Here is a 25,272-nt window from a genome sequence, read left to right as displayed (position 1 = left end):
TACCTGCCTGTCACGCAGGGGGTCGCGGGTTCGAGCCCCGTCCGCCGCGCCACTTCTTTCATACAATTTTCTATTTAAGCTTTTATCAGATACAATTGATACTGTTCAATATTTTACTAAAGGATTCATTATGTCAAAAGTTGCAAAAGTCATCGAAGTTTTAGCTCAGTCAGACAAAAGTTGGGAAGATGCTGCACAAAATGCTATCAACGAAGCATCTAAGTCCATTCGACATATTAAATCTATCTACATCAAAGACAAAAGTGCCAAAGTAGTGGATAACAAAATTTCACAATATCGAATTACTGCAAAAATATCTTTTCAGATTGATTGAAAAACAAAATAAAAGCAGATTTAGTTAAATCTGCTTTTGTTTGTTCAATCTCATCTTTACACTTACTTAGTGCACCGTCAATCCTTAGTTATGGGTTGTTGTTGTATACGCCTCATCGATCTCCTCAATACCTTATTTACCCATAGAGATAATGGAGGATTTTTTCAAAAAGTTCTCTGCGCTCAGCGGCAAATAAAACTTCGCCGTTCCACCAGTTGGCAACGTGTGGTTTGATCCAGCCATATAGTCATCGATAGGTTCAGGTGTATTTTCTCGTAAAAAGATCGCTCCAGCATATTGAATCTTTGGAAGCAGATCAACAGCATTCATTGTTATCACCTCGAAATGTTCTGGTGCAATTTCATTCATCAGATCAACTGCTTCATCCATATTTGACGCGATCATAATTATCCCTCCCTCACACTACTTTTAATAAATTGTGTTTTTTGTTAGAATTGGTGTTGTTAAATAAGAGGATCTTTCATAAATATACTAAAATATCCTCTTATTTTGATACCCAAACAAATACCTAATCCCTTAGCCTTAACCTTATCCTCACACTCTCCTCGTGTGCCGTCAAGCCTTCGGTATGAGCAATCATTGCACACGCTTCGCCTATTTGCCTAATACCTTCTTTGCTCATTGAGATAATTGAAGATTTTTTCAAGAAATGCTCAACGCTGAGCGGTGAATAAAATTTTGCCGTTCCGCCTGTTGGGAGTGTATGATTGGGGCCTGCCATATAATCCCCTATGGGCTCCGGAGTGTTTTCGCCAAGAAAAATGGCCCCTGCATGCTTGATCTTTGAGAGCAGATCCATAGGGTTTTGCGTTATCACCTCCAAATGCTCCGGTGCAATCTGATTCATCAAATTGATTGCTTCATCCATATTTGACGCGACAATAATTGCCCCTCTTTCTTCGATAGATTTACGCGCAATTGCTTCGCGTGAAAGTTTTAAAAGAAATTCTTCTACTTGGTCGCTGACTTTGTTAGCAAGCTCACTGTCAGTAGTGATCAAAATAGAACTTGCCATCTCGTCATGCTCTGCCTGAGAGAGCAAGTCAATCGCCAGATAATCTTCTCTTGCGCTTTCATCGGCCAAAATTCCTATCTCGCTTGGTCCTGCGATCATATCAATGTTCACTTCGCCAAAGACGAGCTTCTTGGCTGTGGCAACAAAAATATTGCCCGGTCCCGTGATCACGTCAACCTTAGGGATACTCTCCGTCCCGTATGCCATAGCCCCAATGGCTGAAGCACCGCCTACTTTAAAGACTTTCGTAACTTTGCATAGGTGGCATGCCGCAAGCAAAAGTTCATTGATTTCATTATCAGGTGTAGGCGTACAGACAACTATCTCTTCCACCCCGGCCACGATGGCAGGAATCGCATTCATCAAGAGTGAACTCGGATAGGCTGCTTTGCCTCCGGGAATATAAAGTCCTGCTCTATCTACCGGTGTCACTTTTTGTCCAAGCATCGTACCGTTTTTTTCAAACTCAAACCAAGATTTTGGCATTAGTTTTTGATGATAGTTTTCTATACGCTCATAAGAAAGATGCAAAGCGTCACGAAGTTGAGGACTAAGGGCATCATACGCCCTTTTCATGTCATCCGTAGAAACCAAAAGCTCATCGTCATTTTTTGGTTCCCATCTGTCAAATTTGGCTATCTGTGCCATAAGTGCGCTGTTACCTTTGTTTTTGATCTCATTTAAAAGTTCGGATACAATGTTTGATACACTATCTATATCCATCTTCCCGCGTCCGAGCAATTCGTTAAAATTTGCCTCAAAACTCTCATCACTGCTGTAAAAAACTTTCACTTATTATCCTTTTGTTTTCTTTTGCATCTTTAAAATAATATACCCGCTCCATAAATTCCCGTTTTTTAATATTTACCAAATAGTCTTTGTAAAAATCTGAAAATCAACAAAACGTGCCATCATGGGGAGGTCTTTGCATGTTGTCATAATTTTAACCAAATTTTATAGATATCTTTATGAAGTTTGATAAATACAGCGTCATTGTTTAAAAGTTATTATTTATAAAAGAAGATCTATCCGGAAGAAAATTTGTTTTTTTTAAAAAAGAAAATGTAAAGATTGTATTTTTAAGATAAAGAGTACTGCCTAATCCGATACCCGTATCGGAGTTAGGATTAATTTCTATTCATACAATTAAGATCTTCAAATGCCTGCTCTAACCTTTTCACCATTGATTCTTCGCCGGCTCTTACCCACTTTCTTGGATCGTAGTATTTTTTGTTTGGCTTATCATCCCCTTCAGGATTGCCAATTTGCCCCTGGAGATAATCATAATAATATTTTACATATCCCCTTACGCCATCCCAAAATGCCCATTGTGTATCGGTGTCTATATTCATTTTAATTACACCGTAAACAATAGCTTCACGAATGTCTGACAGTTCAGATCCGGAGCCTCCATGAAATACAAAATTGATCGGTTTTTGCTCAGTCTTAAATTTCTCTTGTATAAATACTTGTGAATTTTTGAGAATTGAAGGCTTAAGCACTACATTGCCGGGCTTATAGACACCATGGACATTGCCAAACGAAGCTGCGATAGTAAATTTATCTGAAATTTTACTCAACTCTTCATAGGCATAGGCTACTTCTTGCGGCTGAGTATAGAGCAGCGCATTGTCTACGTCGCTATTGTCTACTCCGTCTTCTTCGCCTCCGGTAACGCCAAGCTCAATTTCAAGCGTCATGCCTATCTTGCTCATTCTTTCGAGATAAGCTTTGCATGTAGCAATATTTTCTTCAATAGGCTCTTCCGAGAGATCAAGCATATGGGAAGAAAATAGCGGTATACCGTGCACTTTGAAATAAGCTTCACTTGCATCAAGAAGGGCATCAATCCATGGAAGCAGTTTTCTGGCTGCATGGTCCGTATGAAGCACCACGGGTACGCCGTACGCTTTTGCAACGGTGTGCACATGCATAGCTCCGGAAATCGCTCCCAAGACAGCCCCTTCCTCCGAAGGTAAACCTTGGCCTGCATAAAAAGCTGCCCCTCCATGTGAAAACTGTATCACAACCGGAGATTTGACTTTCTTTGCCGCTTCAAGTACCGCATTGATTGAAGAGGTGCTTACCACATTCACTGCAGGAAGAGCAAACCCTTCTTCTTTGGCTACTTTAAGCATCTTTTGAAGATGATCTCCCGAGACAACGCCCGCCTCAACTACCTCTAGTACTTTTGTAGCCATTGACAATGTCCTTCTGCTTGATTAGTTTACTTTAATTTTTGCGTTTTTCATAAGTTGCGTTACAACTTTTTCTTGTTTAAGCTGCATTTTGATGTTATTTTTAACGCCATCAAATGCAGGTATCTTTTCTTTGGTTTTTGCTGCTTTGGCTGCTTTAACCATTTTATCGTATGCTTGTTTTGCCTCTTGGTCAGACACATTCACCTTAGCCATCTTTTTTTGCATCCAAAAACCTGAAAGTGCTGCTTCTTGCTCTTTGGCTGTCAATTCTTTTTTTGATGCCGCTGCAACCAATTTGCTTGGCGCCATCATCTGAATCAATTGGTTTCTGCCTTCTTTTGGCAGCTTATCCCATGTCATTTTGCCCTGGGTAAGCACCTTGAGAGCTTTATTTGCCTCATCTTCAGTGATAGCCATACCGTTTACTGAGCCCGCATCTTTTGCGGACACCGCAGTGGCACTAAGCATCAAAACCAATCCCGCTGTTGTCAAAAGTTTTTTCATTCAAAATCCTTGATTAATTAATTGTGGAATTCTATCCAATAATGATAAATAATTGATTAACCATTATTTTGTTGTATTGCTTTCGTTTGACAAATCAACAATCTTCGCCTTGCCTTTTAATTCTTTTACTACTTCTGTGATCTTGTTGTTAAACTGTTGCTGCTTTAATGATGCAATAATTTTGTCCTTAACCTCTTCATATGACATAGGTTTTGCATCTGATTTTTCCTCAAGATAGATAATATGATATCCAAATTGTGTTTTGACCGGCTGCATCGTCATTTTTCCTGCTTCCAGTTCCCAAACTGCTTTGGAAAATTCAGGCACCATCTGCTCTTTTGTAAAGGTTCCCAGATCGCCTCCGTTAGAGCCTGCGGGATCTGCGGATTTCGTTTTGGCCAATTCAATAAATTTTGCTTTAAGCGCATCATCTTTTAAATTTTTCATCTCATTGATAATGTCTTGCGCTTCTTTTTCTGTTTTAAGCAATATATGTCTTGCATGGGCAGAATCTTCTTGTATGAATTTCTCTGTATTTTTGTCATAAAATTCTTTTGCCTCGCTGTCGCTCACTACCGCATTATCCATTTGTGCTTTCATCCACATATTGACAAGAAGTTCTTCTTTTATTTTTTCCATGTTCATTGCGAATTCCGGTTTTTTATCGATCCCCTCTTCTTGTGCAAGCTGCATAAAAAGTACCTTTTCAATCAATCTTTCTTTAATCATATCTTGCTGTGATTTGCTCAATTGCGAAAAATGTGCATTAGGCGCAGTCGCACTTACAAATACTTCGGCGTCTTGCTTTGTAATGTTCTTACCGTTGACAGTAACAAGAATATCTGAAGCGGCAAGAGAAGTGGCAGTAATCGCTATAGCAACCAATGAGGTTTTGGCAAATTTTAACATAATTTAATCCTTACTTATTTATTTTTAGAAGAAGTATAACCCTATTGGGTAAATCAATGCTTAACAGGCAGCATTCTTAATCTGTTTTTGATATTATCTTACCGTACAAACATCATCTTATTACTCAAAGGCAATATCTTTAAAAATGGCAAAAATAAAAAAAGCGACTAAAAAAGAGGCGGAAGAAATAAAGGCTCTTTTTTTGGAATACTACCCAAACAGCGTTACAGAACTACACTACCGAAACCTTTATGAGCTGCTTGTTTGCGTAATGCTTTCGGCCCAATGCACCGATAAACGCGTCAATATGATTACTCCGGCTTTTTTTGAAACCTATCCCGATCCTTCCAGCTTAGCAAATGCAGACCTTGAAAAAGTAAAGTCCCATATCAATACCTGCTCCTTTTTCAACAACAAAGCCGCCAATCTCATCAAAATGGCGCAAAGCATCGTAGAAAACTACAATGGGGAAATACCTCTGGAGCAAAAAGAGCTGGTCAAGCTTGCGGGCGTAGGCCAAAAAACAGCCAATGTCGTCATGATAGAGTATGCCGGCGCAAATCTTATGGCAGTAGACACCCATGTATTTCGTGTAGCGCATCGCCTAGGTTTAAGCCAAGCAAAAACGGCACTGAAAACAGAAGAAGATTTAAGTAAAATTTTTAAAACCGACCTTCATCGGCTTCATCAGGCGATGGTGCTTTTTGGGCGCTACCGATGCAAAGCGCTCAAGCCTGAATGTGAAATGTGTTTTATGCTGCCCTACTGCAAAAGCAAAGAAACCTTCAAAGTCTAGTTCTTTCTACAATCCCCAACAATACCTCAAAAGTTCGCTCTACGGACTTTAGATTCACCATTTCTCTGGTTGAATGGGGATATCGGATCGTCGGTCCGATGGAGGCGAATTTCATATGGGGGTATTTTTCGGCGATAACCCCGCATTCCAAGCCTGCATGAATCGCTTTGAGTTTGGAGTCACCAAACACTTTCGCCATCTCCTCGCTGACGAGATTTGTAAAATCATTGACATCCGGTTTCCATGCAGGATATTTATCTTCAAGTACCACATCAAAACCGTAAGATTTAAAAAAAGCAACAGTTTCTTTGGAAAGCTTTTCCAATCCCTTAGCGCTCATTGCTCGTGCACTGGTTTCAACGACAAGGCTCCCTTTGCCATCTGTTTTCATAATAGCAAGATTGATGCTTGTATCAGGAATGCCCAGTTCTATATTTTGCGCATGCACCCCTTGCTTGAAAGCATCCATCATTGCCAATACTTTTTCTCCCTCTTTAAGAATCTTTGGTTTTTGGTTCAATTGCTTTACCTGCACCATCGGTGAGCCATGAAGGGGTGCCTGCGAATAGACGATTGCCGCGGCATTGGCGGGAATAGAATTGCGGCGCTCACCGGCATCAAGTGACGCGAGCTGGGTCACTTGATGTCCATTAAGATACTCGGCAAGCACTTTGATCGCCGAAGAAATACCTTTGTCGATATCTACGCCGGAATGCCCTCCCGGAAGCCCTCTGACAGCCACCTCATAGCATTGCCCTTTCCCTTCTATATATCTATCTTTTTTGCTTGCTACGATATCTGCTCCGCCTGCACACCCTATATATACCTCCGCCTCATCTTCACTGTCGAGATTGAGCATATATTTACTTTGCAAATCAAATGTCACCGCATTTGCACCGATCAATCCCACTTCCTCATCCGAAGTAATCAAAAACTCCAGCTCCTCAGTCTTGTCCATCAGCGCCATCATCATCGCAATCCCTATGCCGTTATCTGCGCCCAAGGAAGCCTCTTTGGCCTTCATCCAACCCTCTTGCGTATAGGTTTCTATCAGGGGCGCCTTGCCCATACAGACCATGTCATAATGCGCCTGAAGACACACGCTTGGTTTGCCTTTGGTTATAAAAATATTTTTAGCCTGATCCACCTCTGCGGCGTAACCTCTGCTTTTAGCAAATTCAATCAGATAATCAAGTAGTCTTTCGGCTACTTTGCTGCAATGGGGAATTTGAGTGAGGGCCTGAAAGTGCTCAATGATCTTTGACATATTTTCTCTTTTTTGCATGCATTATAAAACATGTTTTTAAAAAAACCTCTGTTTAATGCCAAAAACGCTGTTGATTCTTTTTTTTATTGTGTTATACTCAACAAAAAGGAGAGTGTCATGAAAAAATGGAGTATAAATTTTAGAGTATGGCATTGGATAAACGCTTTTGTTATCTTAGGATTATTAGGGACTGTATTTTTACGAAAAACTTTTTTAAGTTGGCGCACCAACAGTGAACTGCTTGTGCAAAAACTTTCCGAAATTAATATTGATATCACAAGCGAGCAGGCAACGGTTCTTGCCAAAGCTATCCGCGCACCGATGTGGGAGTGGCATATTATATTGGGATACGCTCTGGCTGCTTTAGCAGTATGGAGGATACTGCTTTTCTTTACCCAAAGCGGCAAAGAAAATTATATAAATTTCAAAGAGCAAACCCTTCACTACAAAATGGTAAAAATAGGCTATCTGCTATTTTATGCGATCATTGCATTTATGAGCATTAGCGGTTTGCTAATGGTTTTTCATGAAGAACTTGGATTGATTGAAGAGACGGTAAAATCGTTAAAAGAACTGCATGAACTTGTGTATAACGGCGTGCTTATCTTTGTTCCCCTGCACCTTTTGGGCGTGATTATCGCTGAACAAAAAGAAGACAAAGGGATCATCTCCGATATGATCAACGGCGGCAAAAAATAACCTTCTCTTCAACCATATAACAAAAAGTCTAATGACTTTTTGTTATAATTCCGCCATAAATCTCCTACCCATAACGGATACATCATGATACAATTAACCAATCTCACCAAAAGCTTTGGCGGGCAAACTCTTTTTCGCAACCTCAACCTCAAGCTTTCACAAGGTCAAAAAATAGGCCTTATCGGACGCAACGGCACAGGCAAATCCACACTTTTCAAGATCATACTGGGAGAAGAAAGCTATGATGAAGGGGAGGTAAGCATCCCCAAAAATTACCGCATAGGCACCCTGCGCCAACATCTTGAATTTACTAAGCCTACCGTACATGAGGAATGCGCACAAGTGCTTCCCGAAGAAGAACAGTATAACTTTTACAAGATAGAAAAAATCCTTTTTGGACTCGGATTTAGCGCAGAAGATCTAGATAAAAACCCTTTAAGCTTTTCGGGCGGCTATCAGATACGCATCAATCTTGCTAAACTTCTTGCCACAGAACCCAATATGCTTTTACTCGATGAACCGACCAACTATTTGGATATTCTGTCCCTGCGCTGGCTTAAACAATTTATCCGAGAGTTTGACGGAGAAGTGATACTTATCACGCATGATCGTGAGTTTATGGACAGTGTAACTACGCATACGATGGGTATTCAGCGCAAAGGACTTCACATCATCAAGGGTGATACAAAAAAGTATGAAGCAACTTTGGCAATGCAGGACGAAACCTATGAAAAAACCCGGCTCAACCAGGATAAAAAACGCAAAGAACTTGAGGATTTTATTGCACGAAATAAAGCAAGAGCCTCTACAGCTACCTTGGCGCAATCCAAAGTAAAAGCATTGGAAAAAATGGAAGAGATGGACAGTTTGGAAAACGAAGCTTCTCTCGCATTCAATTTTAATTACAAAGAAACACCCGCCAAGGTCGTACTCCGTGCAGAAAATTTGGGTTTTGGCTACGATCAGAGCGTACCTCTTTTTGCACATCTTACCTTTGCTTTGGAAAACGGTAAATGCCTCGCCATTATCGGAAAAAACGGCAAAGGAAAATCCACTTTGCTCAACTATATTGCAGGCGAACTTCCTAAACAGCAAGGAGAGATCACCCTTCATCCCTCTACCGCCATGGCACACTTCGGACAGACCAACATTGAAAGGCTCAACACTCAAAATACCATCATTGATGAGATTAGCGCTGTAGATAAAAAACTTGGCATCGCACAGGTAAGAGGTATTTGCGGGACAATGATGTTTAGTGGCGAGTTAGCCGAAAAAAAGATAGAGGTGCTCTCAGGAGGTGAGCGAAGCCGTGTTATGCTGGGCAAGATCATCGCCACGCCTGCCAACTTATTGCTGCTTGATGAGCCTACAAACCACCTCGATATGCAATCCATAGATGCTCTTTGTGATGCGGTAGAATCTTTTCGCGGGGCAGTCATTATGGTTACACACTCAGAGATGCTTCTGCGCCGTTTGGCTGATGCCCTGATCGTCTTTCATGAAGGAAGAGCCGAGTATTTTGAAGGCAGCTATGATGAGTTCCTTGAAAAAATTGGCTGGGAAGAGGAAGAAGGGCAAACCAAACCCAAAAAAACCAGACCCAAACTCGATAAAAAAGAGCGCAAAAAACTTAGAACGGCACTCATTCAGGAAAAAAGCAAAGAAATCGCTCCCTACAAAAAAAAGATGGAACTCTGCGAAACACAGATCACGGCACTTGAAAAACTCCTTCAAGAACAAAACGGTGCACTCGCAAAAGCATCTGAACACGGCGACAACTCGGGTATTATGGAATATTCACAACATATAGCCCAAACACAAAAAGAGATAGATAACCATTTTGAGCAACTCGAAGTAACAAGCGAAAAATATGATGAGATCGTTTCACACTATGACACCAGGCTGCAAGAACTTGAATGACCAAGCACCCTTTTTCCTGCCGTCAAAAAAGCAAACAGCCTCATAAGCTCATGAAAAATCAAAAAAAACATTAGAGAAATTTTCCACCTTTTCCTCTCTAATGAGAATGCCTTCCTCTTTGAGCAGTGCTATCTTTTTGTCCTCCCCTCCAACATAGCCACCCACTCTTCGGTCACTTCTGATAACCCTGTGACATGGTACCGTAACAGGATTGGGATTGGTCGCCATCGCATGTCCGACTGCGCGATACGCTTTGCATCCCAACGCATGGGCAATCGCTCTGTATGTTGTTACTTTGCCTTTGGGAATTTGAGTCAAAAGCGCATAACATCGTTCTTGAAAGGTTGATTTTGCAGTAAATTTATCCACTCTTAATATCTCCTTTTTTTCATTTTAGTATATAGTATTTTTAAGGATACTGCAATGCTGCACCATAAAGCCCAGACACTGTCAAGCGTATGCCAATGGTGTTTTTTCTTGATCGCCCAAAAAACAAATCGTTATTTTTATCTATCACGTTACATGCGGATATCAAAAAATTCTATTTATTGATATGGGTCAATGTTGATATTTTAATATTGGATAGAATTCTGCCTTATAGTAATCAAAAGGATAGTTTATATGAAAAAAATCTTGGTCTTCATCGCCACAGTATCATCGCTCATGTTTGCCAAATCAGAAATGGAGACCTGCAAAAAGTGTCACCCGATTATCGTTGAAGAGTTTCAAAATTCCATGCATAAAAAATCATCATTTTATGATGACAAGATTCATAGCGCCGTTTGGGATAGACACCCCTCTAAAGAAAAGGGTGATTACAGTTGTGCAAAATGTCATGCTCCCCATGGCAAAACAGAAGAAGAGATCAAAAAAGGCATCTCCTGCTCAACCTGCCATACGATACAAAATATCGAACATCATGAACAATCCAATAGCAACATTTACTCCAAAGATCCCAAAACATTTTTTTCGGCCGAAAAAGGCAAAGAAACCCAAAAAGTAACCTACAAGCAGGAACGTTCGTTTTTCGGGATGAATAAAACCACTGTCGGTTCACCCTATCATGACATTGATTACACAAATGAAAATTTCTACACAGGCCAAGTATGCATGGGGTGCCATTCTCACAGACAAAATTCGCAGGAATTTACCCTGTGCAAAATAGAAGAAAGCGGTGTAAAAGATAGAGAAAACAACTGTATTACCTGCCATATGCCAAAAATCAAAGGAAGCGCAACCACGATCAGAAAAACACAGAAACATGCGTTTCACGGTTTTGCCGGAGCCAGGCATAAACCTCAGATGCTGTCTGAGTACATTGAGCTAAATTTCGAAAAAACAGTAACCGGCTTTAATATTCTCGTGAAAAACAAAGCGCCGCATGATCTTTTAACTCATCCATTGCGGGCAATCGAACTGAGGGTAAATTTGACAAGAGACGGCAACACTACTGCATTGAAAACAAATAGTTTTATCAAAGCAATCGGTCGTGACGGCAAACCATCAATGCCTTGGCTTGCAAATGCAATCATAGTTGACACCATGATCAAAGCCAATGAAAAAAGAATTGTAAACTATAAGAATCCGGTGAAAAACGGCGATAAACTTGAAGTACAAATCGGATACTATGTGGTAAACCCTGGAGCTCTTAAGCAGTTAAATCTTGATGGAGAAAAAGAGTTAAAAAAATTTACAGTTCTTAAGCAAAAATATTTTACAGTAGAGTAGCTCATGGCCGCTCTGCAGCTATTTTATTCCGCATGAAAATAAAATAGCTGGGGTTACCGTATCAATCTTGAGATTCAGAAAGCTCTACTAAAAGTTTTTTCAGAAGATCGCCAAGCATAATTTGTTCATTTTCTTGGAGTTTAGACAATACTTCCATATTGATTTTAACAATATCGCCAAACGCGTCAATGGTAAGTTTTTTTCCTTCTTGGCTCAATGCCACAAGCAAACTTCTTTTGTCTTTCTTTGATGGTATTCTTCGAATCAGTTTTTTGTCTTCCAGTTTTTTAAGCAGTTTTGTCATGCCGCCTGAAGAAAAAATCATATTCTCGGATAAAACAGTCGGACTCATTTGTTTGCCGTGGGATAAGATCGTCATCAGAACATCAAATTCTGATGAAGAAATATTGTATTTCGGAATAAATATCTTATCTTTTTTTTCATTGAAAAGTTTATTGACCAGCATCAAAGGAAGCCCTATGTCTACCACGGTTTTGTAGTGTCGATAGTGCACTTGCATGTTGTTCTCTAAAAACTTATGCTTTTCATCTATAAACGCCAACATGTCTTTTTTCATCTCTTTGCCTTACACACACTCTAAATTATACTTTATAGAAAGATTGTATAATAAAAAACTTAATAATTTGGTTTATACATCTTTCTAGAAAGATATTTTAAGCCAATTAATGATATCTTTCCGGAAAGATAAAATATGTATATGCAGGAGATAAAATGAAAGCGATAAAAATGAGGTGTCTGAACACAGTGATTTTAGGCGTTTTAATTTTGGGATTAAATGGATGCAATGACAACGATGCCAAGCAGCAGCAGTCACCCCAAGCACAAAACATGCCGCCTTTGCCCGTATCTGTTCATGTAGTAAAATTTAATGATGCCAAAATAGAAAAAAAATATCCAGCCATCATCAATGCCTATGAAAAGGTAGATATTATTGCCAGAGTTTCAGGTATTTTAGAAAAAAAACATTTTGCTGAAGGGGCTTTTGTAAAAAAGGGTGACCTCCTTTATACCATAGAGCAAGATATCTATAAAGCAAAACTTGATACAGCAAATGCTGTGCTCGAAAAAGCACATTCAAATCTTCAAAAGGCCACAAAAGACTGGGAAAGAGCCAAAACTCTTAAAAAAACAAATTCCATCAGCCCTAAAGAGACAGATTTTTATTTGTCCGAATACACCAATGCCAAAGCGGAGTTATCCAATGCTAAAGCAAATTTAAAACAAGCACAAATTGAATTTGACTACACAACCGTCAAAGCACCTATAAACGGCATAGCAGGAATTAAAAATCACGATATCGGTGATTATATCGACGCAAATGAGCAAAGCTCACGTTTAACAACGATAACAAACACAAATCAATTGCATGTAGAATTTTCTATCCCGAAAAATGATGTACATAGCTATTTGTCTCAAATAAAAAATTCTCAGACCGTTATTAAATTATTGGATACTAAAAATAATGAATCAGACTATAACGGGACTATCGATTTTATCTCTCCGGAAATTGATCAAAAAACCAACTCTCTCTTAATCAGAGCAAAAATAAACAATGATGATGACCGTTTCTTGGCAGGAGATTTTGTGAGAGTAAGTATAGAAGGATTGATTGCGCCGAATGTAGCTGTGATTCCCGAAGAGGCTATTTTGCAAACCCCAAACGGTGCAATGGTGTATGTAGCAGAAAACGGAGTGGCTAAAATGAGGCCTATCGGGATAGATATACTCACCAAGGGTGGAATCATTGTAAAAAAAGGGCTTAATGAAGGCGATAAAATCATCATCAACAATATTCCAAAAATAAGACCGGATGCCAAAGTAGTTGAGACGGAGAAGTAGAATGTTTAGTGCATTTTTTATAAAAAATCCGGTATTTGCTGCCGTTGTCTCTATCATCATTCTTCTTGCCGGAGTTGCTTCTATGGTTACGTTGCCTGTAGAGCAATATCCTAAAGTGGTACCGCCTCAAATCGTAGTATCGGCGGCTTATCCCGGCGCAAGTGCCGAAACGCTCTCAAAAACCGTTGCCGCACCTCTTGAAGAGCAGATCAATGGTGCTAAAAATATGATTTATATGACTTCAAGCGCCGAAGACAGCGGCAGGGTGAGCATCAATGTATTTTTTGAAGTCGGAACCGATCCGGATGATGCCAAGATAGATGTAAACAACAGAGTTCAGGTTGCCCTTTCGAGGCTTCCCGAAGCCGTACAGCGACAGGGAATAAGGGTCAATGAAAAATCTCCAAGCATGCTGCTGGTTTCTGTTTTTTATTCGCCCGACAAAAGCAAAGACACCACATTCTTGTCAAACTACGCCCTCATCAACATCACCGATGATTTAAAAAGAGTTAAAGGGGTCGGCGATGCTGTTATTTTTGGAGCGAAAGACTATTCGATACGAGTATGGATAGATCCTGAAAAACTTTCTTTGTACGGGCTGACGCCCCAAGATATCATTAATGCCGTCAAAGAACAAAATGCACAATACGCCGCAGGGCAATTCGGTGCCGAGCCGCTTGATAAAAAGCAAATGTTCACCTATACTATTTTAGCCCAGGAGCGCATGAGCAATCCAAGAGACTTTGATAATATTTTACTGTATTCAAAAAAAGACGGCGCCTCACTCAAATTAAAAAACGTTGCCACGATAGAATTGGGTGCGCAAAGCTACAGCCTTGTGTCCAAACTCAATAAAGTTCCTGCAATTCCCGTCGCTCTGTTTTTACAATCAGGGGCCAATGCGCTTGAGACTGCCAAAGAGGTGAAGAAGGTTCTTGCGGCCGCGGCTGCCAAATTTCCAGAGGGTGTTTCTTATGAAATCCCTTATGACTCTACAGACTTTGTCGAAATATCCATAAAAGAAGTCGTATATACTTTTATTGAGGCTCTTATTTTGGTCATCGGGGTTATCTTCCTTTTCTTGCAAAACTGGAGAGCCACGCTCATTCCTATTTTGGCTGTTCCTGTATCCGTAGTAGGTGCTTTTGCGGGTATGCACCTCTTTGGTTTCAGCATCAACCTTTTAACGCTTTTCGGCTTAGTGCTTGCGATTGGTATCGTTGTTGATGATGCCATCATCGTTATAGAAAATGTCGAAAGACACATGGGCGAAGGACTCAGCCCGCGCGAAGCCACATTTAAAGCCATGCAAGAGGTTTCCAGTGCACTTGTAGCCATTGTTCTGGTGTTGTCGGCCGTGTTTATACCTGTAGCATTTTTGGGAGGGTTGACCGGAGAGATGTACAAACAGTTTGCTATTACCATTGCAATATCTGTTGCCATTTCAGGCTTTGTTGCCCTCACCTTGACTCCATCGCTTTGCGCAAGTATTTTAAAACCGGCCCACAATGAACCAAAAGGTTTTTTCAAATGGTTCAATACCCTGTTTGACAAAGCTACCAACGGATATATGGCAACCGTGAAAACAGCCATCAGATACGGCTTTATCAGTATTCTTTTGTTTGGTGCATTGATTTATGCCTCTTTTGATATGTTAAAAATGATGAAAACAGGACTTGTGCCGCAAGAAGACCAGGGGACGATATTTATATTGAGCTACAATCCGCCTGCTGCCTCTTTAAACAGAACAGAACAGTTGACAGACAATATTTATGATGTAATATCGCAAAATCCAAATATCAAGCATATCGTATCTTTTACAGGGCTTGATTTTATGACGTTTGCAGAAAAAACCAATGCTGCCGCAACTATAGTCAAGCTCAAACCATGGGACCAAAGACCGCTTGCAAATCAACATGCCCAAGCCCTCGCAGGACAATTTTCAAAAGAGACAATGGCAATTCCCAACGGATTTTCTATCCCAGTGCTACCGCCTCCTATCATGGGTATGGGCATAGCCGGCGGATTTGATATGTACGTACAAAGCAGAACAGGCGCAAATGTCAGTGAAATAAATACGTATGTGCAGCAAATTATCCAAAAAGCAAATCAACGGAAAGATTTAGTGGGTGTAAGAACCACGCTAAATGCCAATGTGCCCCAATATAGAGTGCTTGTAAATATAGAGGAAGCAAAGGCGAAAGGCGTAAGCGTCTCGGACATTTACGAAACACTGAATGCCGCTTTTGGAAATTATTATATCAATGACTTCAATCTTTACGGCCGTACATACAAAGTAAATATCGCTTCAAGCGGTGAGTTCAGAAAAGATCCGCAGGATTTGGACAAAGTCTTTGTCAGAAATGATCAAGGCGATCTTATCCCGGTTGGCGCTTTAGTCAATTTTACCAAAGTGGTAGGAACCGACCTGGCAGAAAGATTTAACTTGTTTCCTTCGGCAAAAATCTCCGGTCAGCCTGCACCGGGATACAGTTCCGGGGATGCCATCAAAGCCATAGAAGAAGTGGCGGCAGAAGTGCTTCCCGCGGGATATTCTCTGGGATGGGTAGGAACTGCTTATCAAGAAAAACAAATTGCCAGCAGCAGTATTTTGGCTTTTGGTTTTGGCATGGTGCTGCTATATTTGATACTTGCTGCACAATACGGCAAATGGTCGATGCCGATTTCAGTCGTTCTGGCAGTTCCCTTTGCTATCTTTGGAGCGATTATCGCTACCCTCTTGAGAGGTTTGGAAAATGACATATATTTCCAAATAGGGCTTTTAGTGCTTGCCGGACTTGCAGCAAAAAATGCCATTTTGATCGTAGAGTTTGCGATGCAGAAAAGAGAGGAAGGCTTGAGCATTTACGATGCTGCAATCGAAGCGGCAAAAATAAGACTAAGGCCTATCATCATGACCTCTTTGGCCTTTACATTGGGGGTTGTGCCGCTTGCCATAAGCAGCGGTGCGGGTGCGGCCAGTAGACACTCTATAGGTACGGGCGTCATTGGCGGAATGCTCGCGGCAACATTCCTGGCGATCGTCTTTATTCCGCTTTTTTATGTATGGATTTCTAAACTAAGCTTCAAAAAAGAGGAGGCAAACAAATGAAACATCTGGCTTTAACCTTAAGTTTACTCCTGATAAGCGGCTGTTCGCTTTCCCAAAATCCAAATATTCCAAACACCGTTCTTCCGAAACATAGCGGCATAGGTGATAGCGAAAAGCTATTATTGAACGACAGATGGTGGGAAAATTTTCATGATAGAGAATTAAATCTCTTTGTGCAGGAAGCCTTAGACCAAAACAGCGACCTTAAAATCGCAACACTCCAAGTAATGCGCTTTAGAGAGTTTTTAGATATCAAAAAAAGTGAACAGCTTCCAAGAATAGACGCTTTTGGATCCGCCTCAAAGACAAAGAGCTATATGGCTTCGTTTGACCAAAGCTTCACCTATGACCAATTTGAATTAGGCGCCATGGCTTCTTATGAAGTAGATCTATGGGGGAAGCTTAAAAATACAAAAATGGCCGCTTTTGAAGATATGATGAGAGAATCCTATCTCAAAGAAAGCATCAAACAACGAATTATTGCCGATAGCATCATCGCTTATTTCGGCCTCAAAACAAACACCAAAATTTATCAAATAGCCAAAGAGCAATATTTGAACGAAAAAGCATTTTATACCTATATGCACAATCAATACAAAGCCGGACTAATACGGGAAAGTGATTTGTTGCAGGAAGAATCTTTGGTGCAAATGTTTTATGACGAAATGATAAAACGAGAAGATGCTTTAAGCGCCTACAAAACAGCGGTTTCGATACTTCTTGGAAAAGAACCTGCCCAAGTATTTGCCGGAACGCAAAAGGTGCGGGACGCTGCCTACAGCGCTTCTTCCTTGCCCGTTCCGTCAAACCTTCCATCCGATATACTTCAGCGAAGAGCAGACATTCAGGCATCTCAAGCAAAAGTCAAATCCAGTGCCTTTTTAGTTTCTGTTGCAAAAAGTGCATTTTTCCCTTCCATTTCCCTCAGCGGAGCACAGGGATACGTAAGCGGGGACTTAAGCCGCCTCATCTCGTCAAACACCTCTACCTACTCTGCAGGTGGCAATATATTGTCCCCGATATTGGATTTTGGAAAAATACAAGCCAATATCAAAACGGCTAAAATTGATCAGCAACTAGCATTGCTGGAGTACCAAGATACCGTAAGAAAAGCTTTTGGGGAAGTTAAAGACAGCCTCAACACCTATGCTTCAAACAAACAAAGACTGCATTCTCAAGAAAAAAGATACCGGGCCATAAACCATAAAAAACAAATCATTGAACAACAATACAAACAGGGTTTTGCCGATCATTTGGAGTTTTTAGAGGCGAGAAAAGAAGAATTTGAAGTTGCACTATCAAAAGAAAGCATAAAATTTGAAACTTTAAAATCCGCGGTTGAGTTGTATGTAAGTCTTGGCGGAGGATTTATGGCTGACAAAAAAAAATAAAGATATTTGTCTCCAAAATGTAACCAAAAGTACGTATCATTTTTCAATGAAAAAAGAAAAAGTATACGTCCTGGATACCAATATTATCTTGCAGAATTTGCAAAATATTAAAAAACTCTCGGATAACGGCACAAACATCATAGTGATACCGGAAACGGTATTGCTTGAACTTGAAGACAAAAAAAAGCTAACGAACGAGCTTGGTTTCTATTCAAGAGAATTTGCCAGATTTCTGGCATCTGCAAAAGTAAAAGAGGTTGACCATAAGTCAAACTATAAAGTTGCAAAACTGTATAAAGATGATATTCTAATCCACATCATCTCCAAAGACAACTACGACAGCGCGATCGAACAGCACCATATTTCTGAGAGCAACGACAAAAGAATCATAGAGACCGCAGAAGCTGCAAAGGATTACTATAAGGGAAAAAAAGTAATCTTCCTCTCTATCGACATCTATGCAAGAACATTTGCGCTGCTTAAAAACATCAAAACTCAAACCTTGCATGATGACAAAAGCGAAGTACCGGATTTTGAATTTGTTAAAACACTTTATCTTGAAACGGTACAGCCCGATGCACTTTATTTTCGATCGATTGTGGAATTTGACAAAGCATACAAGCCGGAAAATTTCTGCTACCATTTTGAATTTAATGACGGGAATAGTTTGTATGCGATAGTAGCCAACGACAAGATTATGGTTGTCGATGATAGCGATTTTAGTTCGCTTCTTGTGAAACCTGCCAACCTAAAACAAAAGTTTTTTGCAAAAGCCATCATCACAAACGGGTATAATTTACTGGTCATAGATGCAAAAGCCGGAAGCGGCAAAACGCTTATATCGCTTGTTTCTGCCATGGAACTTATCGACAAAGGACTGTATGATAAGATCATTTACGTGCGCAATTCTATAGAATCCATAGACAAAGGTGCTGAAATAGGATTTTTGTCCGGCAATGATGAGAAGTTTAGAATCTACAATATGGCCCTAAGAGATACGATAGAGTTTATTGCCACAAAACAGATAAAAAAGAAAGGAAATACGGACAATGCAGAATCAATTAACTCAAAAACAGAAGAACTTATTGCACGATACGGCATTGAAACGCTTTGGCCGGGAGAAGCAAGGGGCCGAACCTTAAGCGGATCTATTGTGATCATGGATGAATGGCAAAACAGCAGCGAGAAAACGACCCAGCTTATCTTATCTAGGCTTGATGAGAGTTGTATGGCTATCGTCATAGGATCAAATAGACAAATAGACAACCTGTATCTTAACAAATACAACAATGGGCTCACCGCGCTGCTCAAACAAAGCAAGCATAAACATTCCGAACTGGGCATGTTTGCAATAGAACTTGAAAAATCGGTTCGCGGCAGGTTTGCACAATTTAGCGAAAGAATTTTTGAAAAAAAAGATGACAAATAGATTTATAAACGATACTCTCTACAGCCACATAGAACACACAAAATTTGAAGGGAAAATTCTTCAAACCAAGATTTTGAGCAGGCTGCAATTTATCACGCAAAATGCTTTGGCCTACTTTTCTTTTCCGTCCATTACCACCAAAAGATATATACATAGCCTTGGGACCATGCATCTCGCATCGCATATGTACAAAAGTGCCCTGCTCAATGCAAAATCAAAATTAAGAGAAAATTTTTTAGCCGATCTTTATGGGGCGATTAAAAAGATAGAAACCAAACTGGACATAGACATAAAAATAAACAAAAGCAATCTGCTTGAAGATGACTCCTTGTATCAATTTCTTATACCGCTCAAAAACAATAAAGAAAAATATGCCTACCTGATCTCACTGCAAGCCATAAGGCTCGCCGGACTGCTTCATGATGTAGGCCATCTGCCTTTTTCCCATCAGGTAGAATACGCCATGCAAAGCATCTACGACAAACAAGCAACACTTCTCGATGCAAACCCGTCCCAAAAAGAGTTTATAAATTTCTACGAAAAAATAACAGACAACAAAAAGAAAGTTTTGCATGAAGCAATGGGCCATGCGTTTACAAAAATGCTGTTTGAATACGAAATAATCGAAAATTTTAGCGATCCGATTGATACAAATTATATAAAAATTGTCTATGAAGTGATTGAAAATATCTTCAAAGATGAAAATTTTGGCGGATTTGATTTTGGGGTACTGCATGATATCATTGATTCTACCGTAGACGCCGATCGCTTGGATTATGTCAACCGCGACATGCTTGCCAGCGGCTATATCGGAGGAGCAGTTGATTTGCTCAGAATCGCAAAACAAACCATTTTAACATCAAAAAACAATACCTATCATCTCTCTTTTTACGACAGCGCCATTTTGGACATTGAACATATGCTGGAGATGCGGTTCAATCTCTACAAAAAAGTGATTTTCAATCATCAAATAGCAAAAAAAGATGCCATGCTTGAAAACCTGATTGTCTATCTGGCCAATCAATATTTTACACAAGAGAAAAATGACAGGCTCAATGATATCTCGATGCTGTGGAAGTTTGTTGATGCCAACGAACTCGAAAAAAAACTCGACACCATAAGTCTGCTTGATGAAAACTGGCTTATATCTCTTTTTAAAGAAGAGTATTTCAAGATAAAATATTCCCCCTCCACCAAAAATAAACAAAAAATCTTAATGGTATTTGAAGAAGTTCTCTTTGGAAAAAAATATTTTAACTCCCTATGGAAAAACCTCAATGACCTCTATGGCGTTTTAGGTTTTACTCTAACGCAAAAATATCAGTTTCGGGAAAGCTTCGGATATATCAGCCCATCCAAACTGCATATTCTCAAGAACTCTTTGGATAATTTTATGGCGCACTACGAATCAAAAGGCGATGTCTTTTTGTCTTATCAGATCGTTTCATTTAAACTGGGGGTCTCAAAAGATTTCTACCTGTTTAGTGGGCCGGATTTGGTATCTATCGATGAAGTATCAACACTCAGAAAAAGGCTTAAAAAATCCATGCTCAACACTGTGCCTTTTTTTATATACAGCAGCAAAAAAGAACTGAGCAAAGAGATGAAAAGAGACTTAAAAGAGATCTTAATATCCGTATTTGAAAAAAATAAAGAATGGCATATCAAATAACCAAACCGGAGTGTATTAAGCCACAAAGGTGTACAATGACTGAAAAGAGATGGAGGGTTTTGCTGTGTCTTCGACCATATCATTTAAAAAAAATTTAAATAAACAAATCCAAAAAATCCTCAAAAATCATATGCAAAAAATCATTGCGATGTGCGAAAATGAAACTATTCCCCAGGACAAAGCCATCCATCAGATCAGAAGAAGATTTAAAAAACTTCGCGCCCTGACACATCTCCTGCTAAACGATCTTTCCGAAAGCTTTTTTAAAAAACAAAACCGCATTTTCAAAGAGTGCGCGCACTCATTTTCTGCCTCAAGGGATCAAAAAGTGCTGGGGGATACCTATCTTGAAATCATCCGAAAATACACTCTCGACGAACAAACCTATGATGCGATACTCCAAGCCATCCGATCGTCAAAACCCCCGCTCGATCCCGACCAATCATTTCTTGACATCAAAGAGCGCCTGCAAAAAAACCTTAAAACCCTCAAACATTACAAACTGAAAAAAAACACAAAAGCGCATTTTCTCTCATGTCTGAAAAAGACGTATCAAAAAACCGACAAACTAAGAAAAACGGCTATCAAGAAAAAAAGCGATTTGTATTTTCACGAGTGGAGAAAGTGGGTGAACTACTACGGCTTTCAGCTTTTTATGATAGACAAAAAGGAGTTTCAGGAAAAAGCAGAAACTCTCAAATCTTTGGCACATATCCTGGGGGATATCCACGATATCACAGTTTTTAAAACATTTTTGCACACGCTGGACACTCCTTTGGGCAAAGAGTTTGAAACGTTTTTGGACAAAGAACAAACGCAGCTTAAACGTGCGGCATTAAAGATCGGAGAAGATATTTTTGGAAATAAATTTTCTTGATTTTTGAAATTTTCTCTGCCTTCTATCCTGGCCGCAAAAATCAAAGATATCAATTTTTACAACTCCACAAGCCGCTCAAACATCTCTTTTATCTCCATCTCATGGGATATCAAAAATATCTGTCTGTATTGCTCTTTGATAGTATGAAATGCTTCTAAGATTTCCATTCTTCTACTTTCATCTTGACTACCAAACACTTCATCAAATGCTAAAAACCCTATATTCCCTGCACCACTTAGTTCCCCTAATGTTTTTGAAATAGCAATTCTAAGAACTAAATTTGCAAGGTCCACTTCCCCGCCGCTAAATCTCTCTATCGGAAACTTTTGCCCCTCATCGTAGATATAAAAGTCAAAGTCGTTATCCACTTCGATATGCTGATATTTTCCTTTGGTGATTTGACCGTACATGGCTGAAGCAATTTGAGAAATTCTTGGAGCTACTTTCGAGTTGAGCTTCGTTTTAAATTCGTTCAAAGATACTTTTATCTTTTCATAATCACTTAAATCTTGCTGCTTTGCAGCCAATCTTGCTTGATGCTCTTTATTTGTATCAAGGGAGGATTGAAGTGTTTTTATCTCACCATCGATGGAAGCGATTTGCACTTTAAATTCATTGATAACAGTTGCTAATTCATCTTTATGCTTTTGCAGGAGAGTAAACTCATCAAGTTTTGTTTTATGATTTGTTTCATCATAAATAATGGCTTTGATTTCAGTCTCTTTATGTGTAAAACCTAAAGTTTTTTCTTTTATAGCTTTTTTAATCTCGTCTAACTCTTTTTGAAGTACGGGAACTCTTTGGATAAGAGTTTGGAGTTTTTTATACTCATCATATTTAGGTTTTAATGTTTGCTCTTTTGCTATCAAATCTTCGTGCAATTTTTCATCATAAGAGTATTTTGAAAGCGCTTCTAGTTCTTTTTTGTTTTGGATACCTTTTGCTTCAACCTCTTTAAAATGTACATGTGCTTTGATAAGGTCTTTTTGTTTTGTCTCGATGATAGTTAGTTGTTTATTTAGCTCTTGAAGTTGACTTTGAATTTCCTCTTTTTGTTTGTCAAGTGCTACTTTTGAACTTTCTACTTTTGACAACTCCAGGGTTTGTTTATCAATTTTCTCTTTTTGGATAGTCTGTATGGTATTTGAAAGTGTCGCAATGACTTTGTCGTACTCTTCAAGAAGCGGCCTGGTGCAAGTGGGGCAGTTTGAGCCCTTGCCTATTTTTTCAATCTCTGCAATCTGGGCTTTTGTAGTGTCGATGAGTTTTTGCTCTCCGGATACAGAAGAACTGATAGCTTTTATTTGAGTTTCTAACTCTTTGATAGTTGTTTGAAGTTTATCCGCTTCATTTTTCATCTGCTGTTGTTTCACTTGCAAACTTGCATAATCTTTCACTTCAAGTTCTAGAGCAGCAATATCATTTTTGGCTTTTGTGTATTGCTCTCTAAGTTGAGTCTGCTCTTTATTTAACCCTTCAATTTTTAGATGTATCTCTTTTAGTTGCTGTTGCTCTTTTAGTTTAGTTTGCAACTGTTCAAACTCTATTTTTAAAGGCTCTAAAACTGTTAGCTCTTTTTGTTTTTGTTGTAACTCTAATAGCTCAGATGAAAGTTTTGTTTGTTGTAGCTTATTAGATTCAAGAGTATTTTTAATAAGTTCAAGTTCACTTAGCAGCTTTGTTTTATGCTCTTTTGTTTTTTGTAAAAGATCTAACTCTTTTTTAGATTCAATCTCTTTTAGTTTTAGCGTTTCTAACTCTTTTGACTTTGCTGTTAAATTTGTAAATATTGAGGTTTTATTTTCATTATGAGTTTTTATTGCACTCTCTTTAGATATGATCTCATCACTACTTAGTAGCACTTCCCTAAATGCATCAATCTCTCTTTTAAGTCCTCTGCTTTTTTCAACAAGCATGGTTTCTATGGCATCGATTTTCTCCAGCCCCAAAAGCTTTCTTATCATCTTTTTTCTGTCTTCTGGTTTTAGATTGCTAAGACTTGTAAGCTCTTTTTGAGAGGCAAATAAAGTATGCAAAAAAGCATCTTTGTTCATTTTTACAAGTTTGCCAATAGAGTTTGTTACCTCTTTTGCTCCGCTTGAAACGAGTGCTTCATTTTTATAAAGTTTTGCATTGGCTGTGAGTGTTTTGCCTCTAAACTCTCTGATCACTTTGTAGGTAGCGCTATCAAACTCAAACTCCAGTGTGACGCTTACAGGCTCTTTCTGGCTTACGCTTGAATTTCGTATCAGTTCTTTTGAGCCTTTGTTTTTTAGCTCTCCGTAAAGTACAAAAAGTATCGCTTCAAAGATGGTGGATTTGCCGCTGCCGTTTTTCCCGATGATGCCGGTCAGCCCCTCATCAAATGAAAAGCTTTTTTGGGTGTACTTTTTAAAGTTTAAGAGCTCAAGATTATTCAGTATCACTGCACACCTCCTCATAAGCACTAAATAGCTCTTGCACTTTTGATTTTAGTCTGTCAAACTCTTCTGTTTTACTCTCTTCTTTGATATGTTCTATAAAATAATCTTCCAGTGAAAGCGATTCGATATCCTCGATCGTTTTTGCATCGCCAGCGGTTTTAAACTCTCGTTTGACGTTAACATACACAGCGCCATCAAAAATCTTTTTGATATCGCCCGTATTGATATCAATAGACTGAAGTGTAGTAAGATTCGTTAGTTTTACATCGATGATGGCATCTTTGATATTCAAAAGAACAAGTGATGCCACACTTTTTTCAAAATCCTCACAGTCTATTTGAAACTCCAGTATCGGCCGGATAGTTATCTCTTTATATTCAACTGTTGGTTCATCTTCAAGAGTTACAACGATAAACCCTTTTGAGTTGCGTTTATCGTTAAGGCTTGTTCGCTCTGTACTTCCGCTGTAATAAACATTTTCATGCTTTCCAACCTTTCCAAATCCATGCCAATGCCCCAAAGCTACATAGTCCATTTTGGAAAAGATATACTCTTTAGAAGTCGGATAGACCCACTCTCCAAACTCTTGCATCAAATACCATGCTCCGACACTGCAATGCATCATCATGATATTTTTTTTGTTTGGTTCAATCCCTGCTTCGCAAAGTTCGATTTGCGAGAGTGCTTTGGCATCATCGTTCATATGCGGCAAACAGTGAAACACGATATCTTCAAATTCTTGCTTTTTATACTGCTGATTATAGGATACATAGATATTTTCAAAGTTCTCAAAAATCTTTAGTATCGGACTGCTTAGATTTGTTCGCGGGGTGCTGTGGTTACCGGCTATTAAAATAAAAGGGATATTTAAAGCATTGATGATTTTAAACTGCTCCAGGGCAAACGTAATGGCACGGTTGCTGGGGCTTGTTCTATGAAACAGGTCTCCGGTGTGGACGATATAATCGGGCTTTATCTCTTTGATTTGCTCTACAACCTGCAAGAAAGCATCATAAAAATCAGCTTCTCTTTGGTTGATGTTGTCCTCATTGAGCACATCGAGATCATTAAAACCCAAATGGGTATCGCTAAAGTGAACTATTTTCATGCAACC

General features: G+C 39.3%; 21 protein-coding genes. 11 read left to right on the top strand and 10 right to left on the bottom strand.

Going from position 1 to position 25,272, the window contains the following annotated elements:
* Nucleotides 1–130 precede the first annotated feature (130 nt).
* A complete protein-coding gene (locus CFH81_09565; protein ID DAB40425.1) occupies nt 131–334 on the top strand; it encodes a hypothetical protein in 204 nt (67 codons plus the stop codon).
* Nucleotides 335–466: 132 nt separating this feature from the next.
* Here CFH81_09565 and CFH81_09560 read toward each other — a convergent pair whose 3' ends face one another.
* The 5 genes from CFH81_09560 to CFH81_09540 form a co-directional block, all read right to left on the bottom strand.
* Nucleotides 467–739: a hypothetical protein gene (locus CFH81_09560; protein ID DAB40424.1), complete on the bottom strand. Its 273-nt coding sequence runs from the start codon at nt 737–739 to the stop codon at nt 467–469.
* A gap of 124 nt (nt 740–863) precedes the next feature.
* Nucleotides 864–2,162, bottom strand: a complete 1,299-nt coding sequence (gene hisD / locus CFH81_09555; GenBank protein DAB40423.1) for a histidinol dehydrogenase — start codon at nt 2,160–2,162, stop codon at nt 864–866.
* Nucleotides 2,163–2,497: 335 nt separating this feature from the next.
* The gene (locus CFH81_09550; protein ID DAB40422.1) at nt 2,498–3,571 is read right to left on the bottom strand and encodes a class II fructose-bisphosphate aldolase; all 1,074 of its coding nucleotides are present in this window, start codon (nt 3,569–3,571) and stop codon (nt 2,498–2,500) included.
* A gap of 21 nt (nt 3,572–3,592) precedes the next feature.
* Complete coding sequence (locus tag CFH81_09545) at nt 3,593–4,075, bottom strand: hypothetical protein (protein ID DAB40421.1); 483 nt, start codon at nt 4,073–4,075, stop codon at nt 3,593–3,595.
* 63 nt (nt 4,076–4,138) lie between these two features.
* Nucleotides 4,139–4,984 carry a peptidylprolyl isomerase gene (locus tag CFH81_09540; GenBank protein ID DAB40420.1) on the bottom strand — a complete coding sequence of 282 codons (846 nt, stop codon included), beginning with the start codon at nt 4,982–4,984 and terminating at the stop codon, nt 4,139–4,141.
* Between the two features lie 154 nt (nt 4,985–5,138).
* Here CFH81_09540 and nth point away from each other — a divergent pair, with 154 nt between their 5' ends.
* Nucleotides 5,139–5,780, top strand: a complete 642-nt coding sequence (nth, locus tag CFH81_09535; GenBank protein DAB40476.1) for an endonuclease III — start codon at nt 5,139–5,141, stop codon at nt 5,778–5,780.
* On the opposite strand, the gene CFH81_09530 is transcribed toward nth, so the two are convergent.
* On the bottom strand, nt 5,770–7,047 hold the full coding sequence (locus tag CFH81_09530; protein DAB40419.1) for an aminoacyl-histidine dipeptidase: 1,278 nt from the start codon (nt 7,045–7,047) through the stop codon (nt 5,770–5,772). The genes nth and CFH81_09530 overlap by 11 nt on opposite strands.
* Nucleotides 7,048–7,164: 117 nt before the next feature.
* Between CFH81_09530 and CFH81_09525 the strand changes: the two genes are divergently transcribed.
* Together CFH81_09525 and CFH81_09520 are read left to right on the top strand one after the other, a co-directional pair.
* Complete coding sequence (locus tag CFH81_09525) at nt 7,165–7,746, top strand: cytochrome B (GenBank protein DAB40418.1); 582 nt, start codon at nt 7,165–7,167, stop codon at nt 7,744–7,746.
* A gap of 84 nt (nt 7,747–7,830) precedes the next feature.
* On the top strand, nt 7,831–9,666 hold the full coding sequence (locus tag CFH81_09520) for an ABC transporter ATP-binding protein (GenBank protein DAB40417.1): 1,836 nt from the start codon (nt 7,831–7,833) through the stop codon (nt 9,664–9,666).
* Between the two features lie 48 nt (nt 9,667–9,714).
* On the opposite strand, the gene CFH81_09515 is transcribed toward CFH81_09520, so the two are convergent.
* Complete coding sequence (locus CFH81_09515) at nt 9,715–10,035, bottom strand: cysteine methyltransferase (GenBank protein DAB40416.1); 321 nt, start codon at nt 10,033–10,035, stop codon at nt 9,715–9,717.
* Nucleotides 10,036–10,287: 252 nt separating this feature from the next.
* Between CFH81_09515 and CFH81_09510 the strand changes: the two genes are divergently transcribed.
* Entirely contained in the window at nt 10,288–11,394 is a 1,107-nt protein-coding gene (locus CFH81_09510; protein ID DAB40415.1) for a hypothetical protein, read from the top strand.
* A 61-nt stretch (nt 11,395–11,455) separates the two neighbouring features.
* On the opposite strand, the gene CFH81_09505 is transcribed toward CFH81_09510, so the two are convergent.
* On the bottom strand, nt 11,456–11,971 hold the full coding sequence (locus tag CFH81_09505) for a transcriptional regulator (protein DAB40414.1): 516 nt from the start codon (nt 11,969–11,971) through the stop codon (nt 11,456–11,458).
* A 155-nt stretch (nt 11,972–12,126) separates the two neighbouring features.
* Between CFH81_09505 and CFH81_09500 the strand changes: the two genes are divergently transcribed.
* The 6 genes from CFH81_09500 to CFH81_09475 are packed head-to-tail and all read left to right on the top strand — an operon-like array spanning nt 12,127 to nt 21,735.
* Nucleotides 12,127–13,254 (top strand): efflux transporter periplasmic adaptor subunit, encoded by a 1,128-nt coding sequence (locus tag CFH81_09500; GenBank protein DAB40413.1) that lies wholly within the window; start codon nt 12,127–12,129, stop codon nt 13,252–13,254.
* Nucleotide 13,255: 1 nt separating this feature from the next.
* Nucleotides 13,256–16,366, top strand: a complete 3,111-nt coding sequence (locus tag CFH81_09495; protein ID DAB40412.1) for a hydrophobe/amphiphile efflux-1 family RND transporter — start codon at nt 13,256–13,258, stop codon at nt 16,364–16,366.
* Nucleotides 16,363–17,757 carry a hypothetical protein gene (locus CFH81_09490; protein DAB40411.1) on the top strand — a complete coding sequence of 465 codons (1,395 nt, stop codon included), beginning with the start codon at nt 16,363–16,365 and terminating at the stop codon, nt 17,755–17,757. The genes CFH81_09495 and CFH81_09490 overlap by 4 nt, the downstream gene beginning before the upstream one ends.
* A 46-nt stretch (nt 17,758–17,803) precedes the next feature.
* On the top strand, nt 17,804–19,186 hold the full coding sequence (locus CFH81_09485) for a phosphate starvation-inducible protein PhoH (protein ID DAB40410.1): 1,383 nt from the start codon (nt 17,804–17,806) through the stop codon (nt 19,184–19,186).
* 55 nt (nt 19,187–19,241) lie between these two features.
* Complete coding sequence (locus CFH81_09480) at nt 19,242–20,858, top strand: hypothetical protein (GenBank protein DAB40475.1); 1,617 nt, start codon at nt 19,242–19,244, stop codon at nt 20,856–20,858.
* Nucleotides 20,859–20,907: 49 nt separating this feature from the next.
* Nucleotides 20,908–21,735, top strand: a complete 828-nt coding sequence (locus CFH81_09475; GenBank protein DAB40409.1) for a hypothetical protein — start codon at nt 20,908–20,910, stop codon at nt 21,733–21,735.
* A gap of 56 nt (nt 21,736–21,791) precedes the next feature.
* Here the strand turns inward: CFH81_09475 and CFH81_09470 are convergent, their stop codons facing one another.
* Entirely contained in the window at nt 21,792–24,161 is a 2,370-nt protein-coding gene (locus CFH81_09470) for a chromosome segregation protein SMC (GenBank protein DAB40408.1), read from the bottom strand.
* Nucleotides 24,148–25,266 (bottom strand): exonuclease sbcCD subunit D, encoded by a 1,119-nt coding sequence (locus tag CFH81_09465; protein DAB40407.1) that lies wholly within the window; start codon nt 25,264–25,266, stop codon nt 24,148–24,150. Before CFH81_09465 ends, CFH81_09470 begins: the two co-directional genes overlap by 14 nt.
* Nucleotides 25,267–25,272: the final 6 nt, after the last annotated feature.

The organism is Sulfurovum sp. UBA12169 (assembly GCA_002742845.1).
Classification (GTDB): Bacteria; Campylobacterota; Campylobacteria; order Campylobacterales; family Sulfurovaceae; genus Sulfurovum.
The sequence above is the reverse complement of the archived record's forward strand: the minus strand, read 5'-3'. Positions and strand labels throughout refer to the sequence as shown.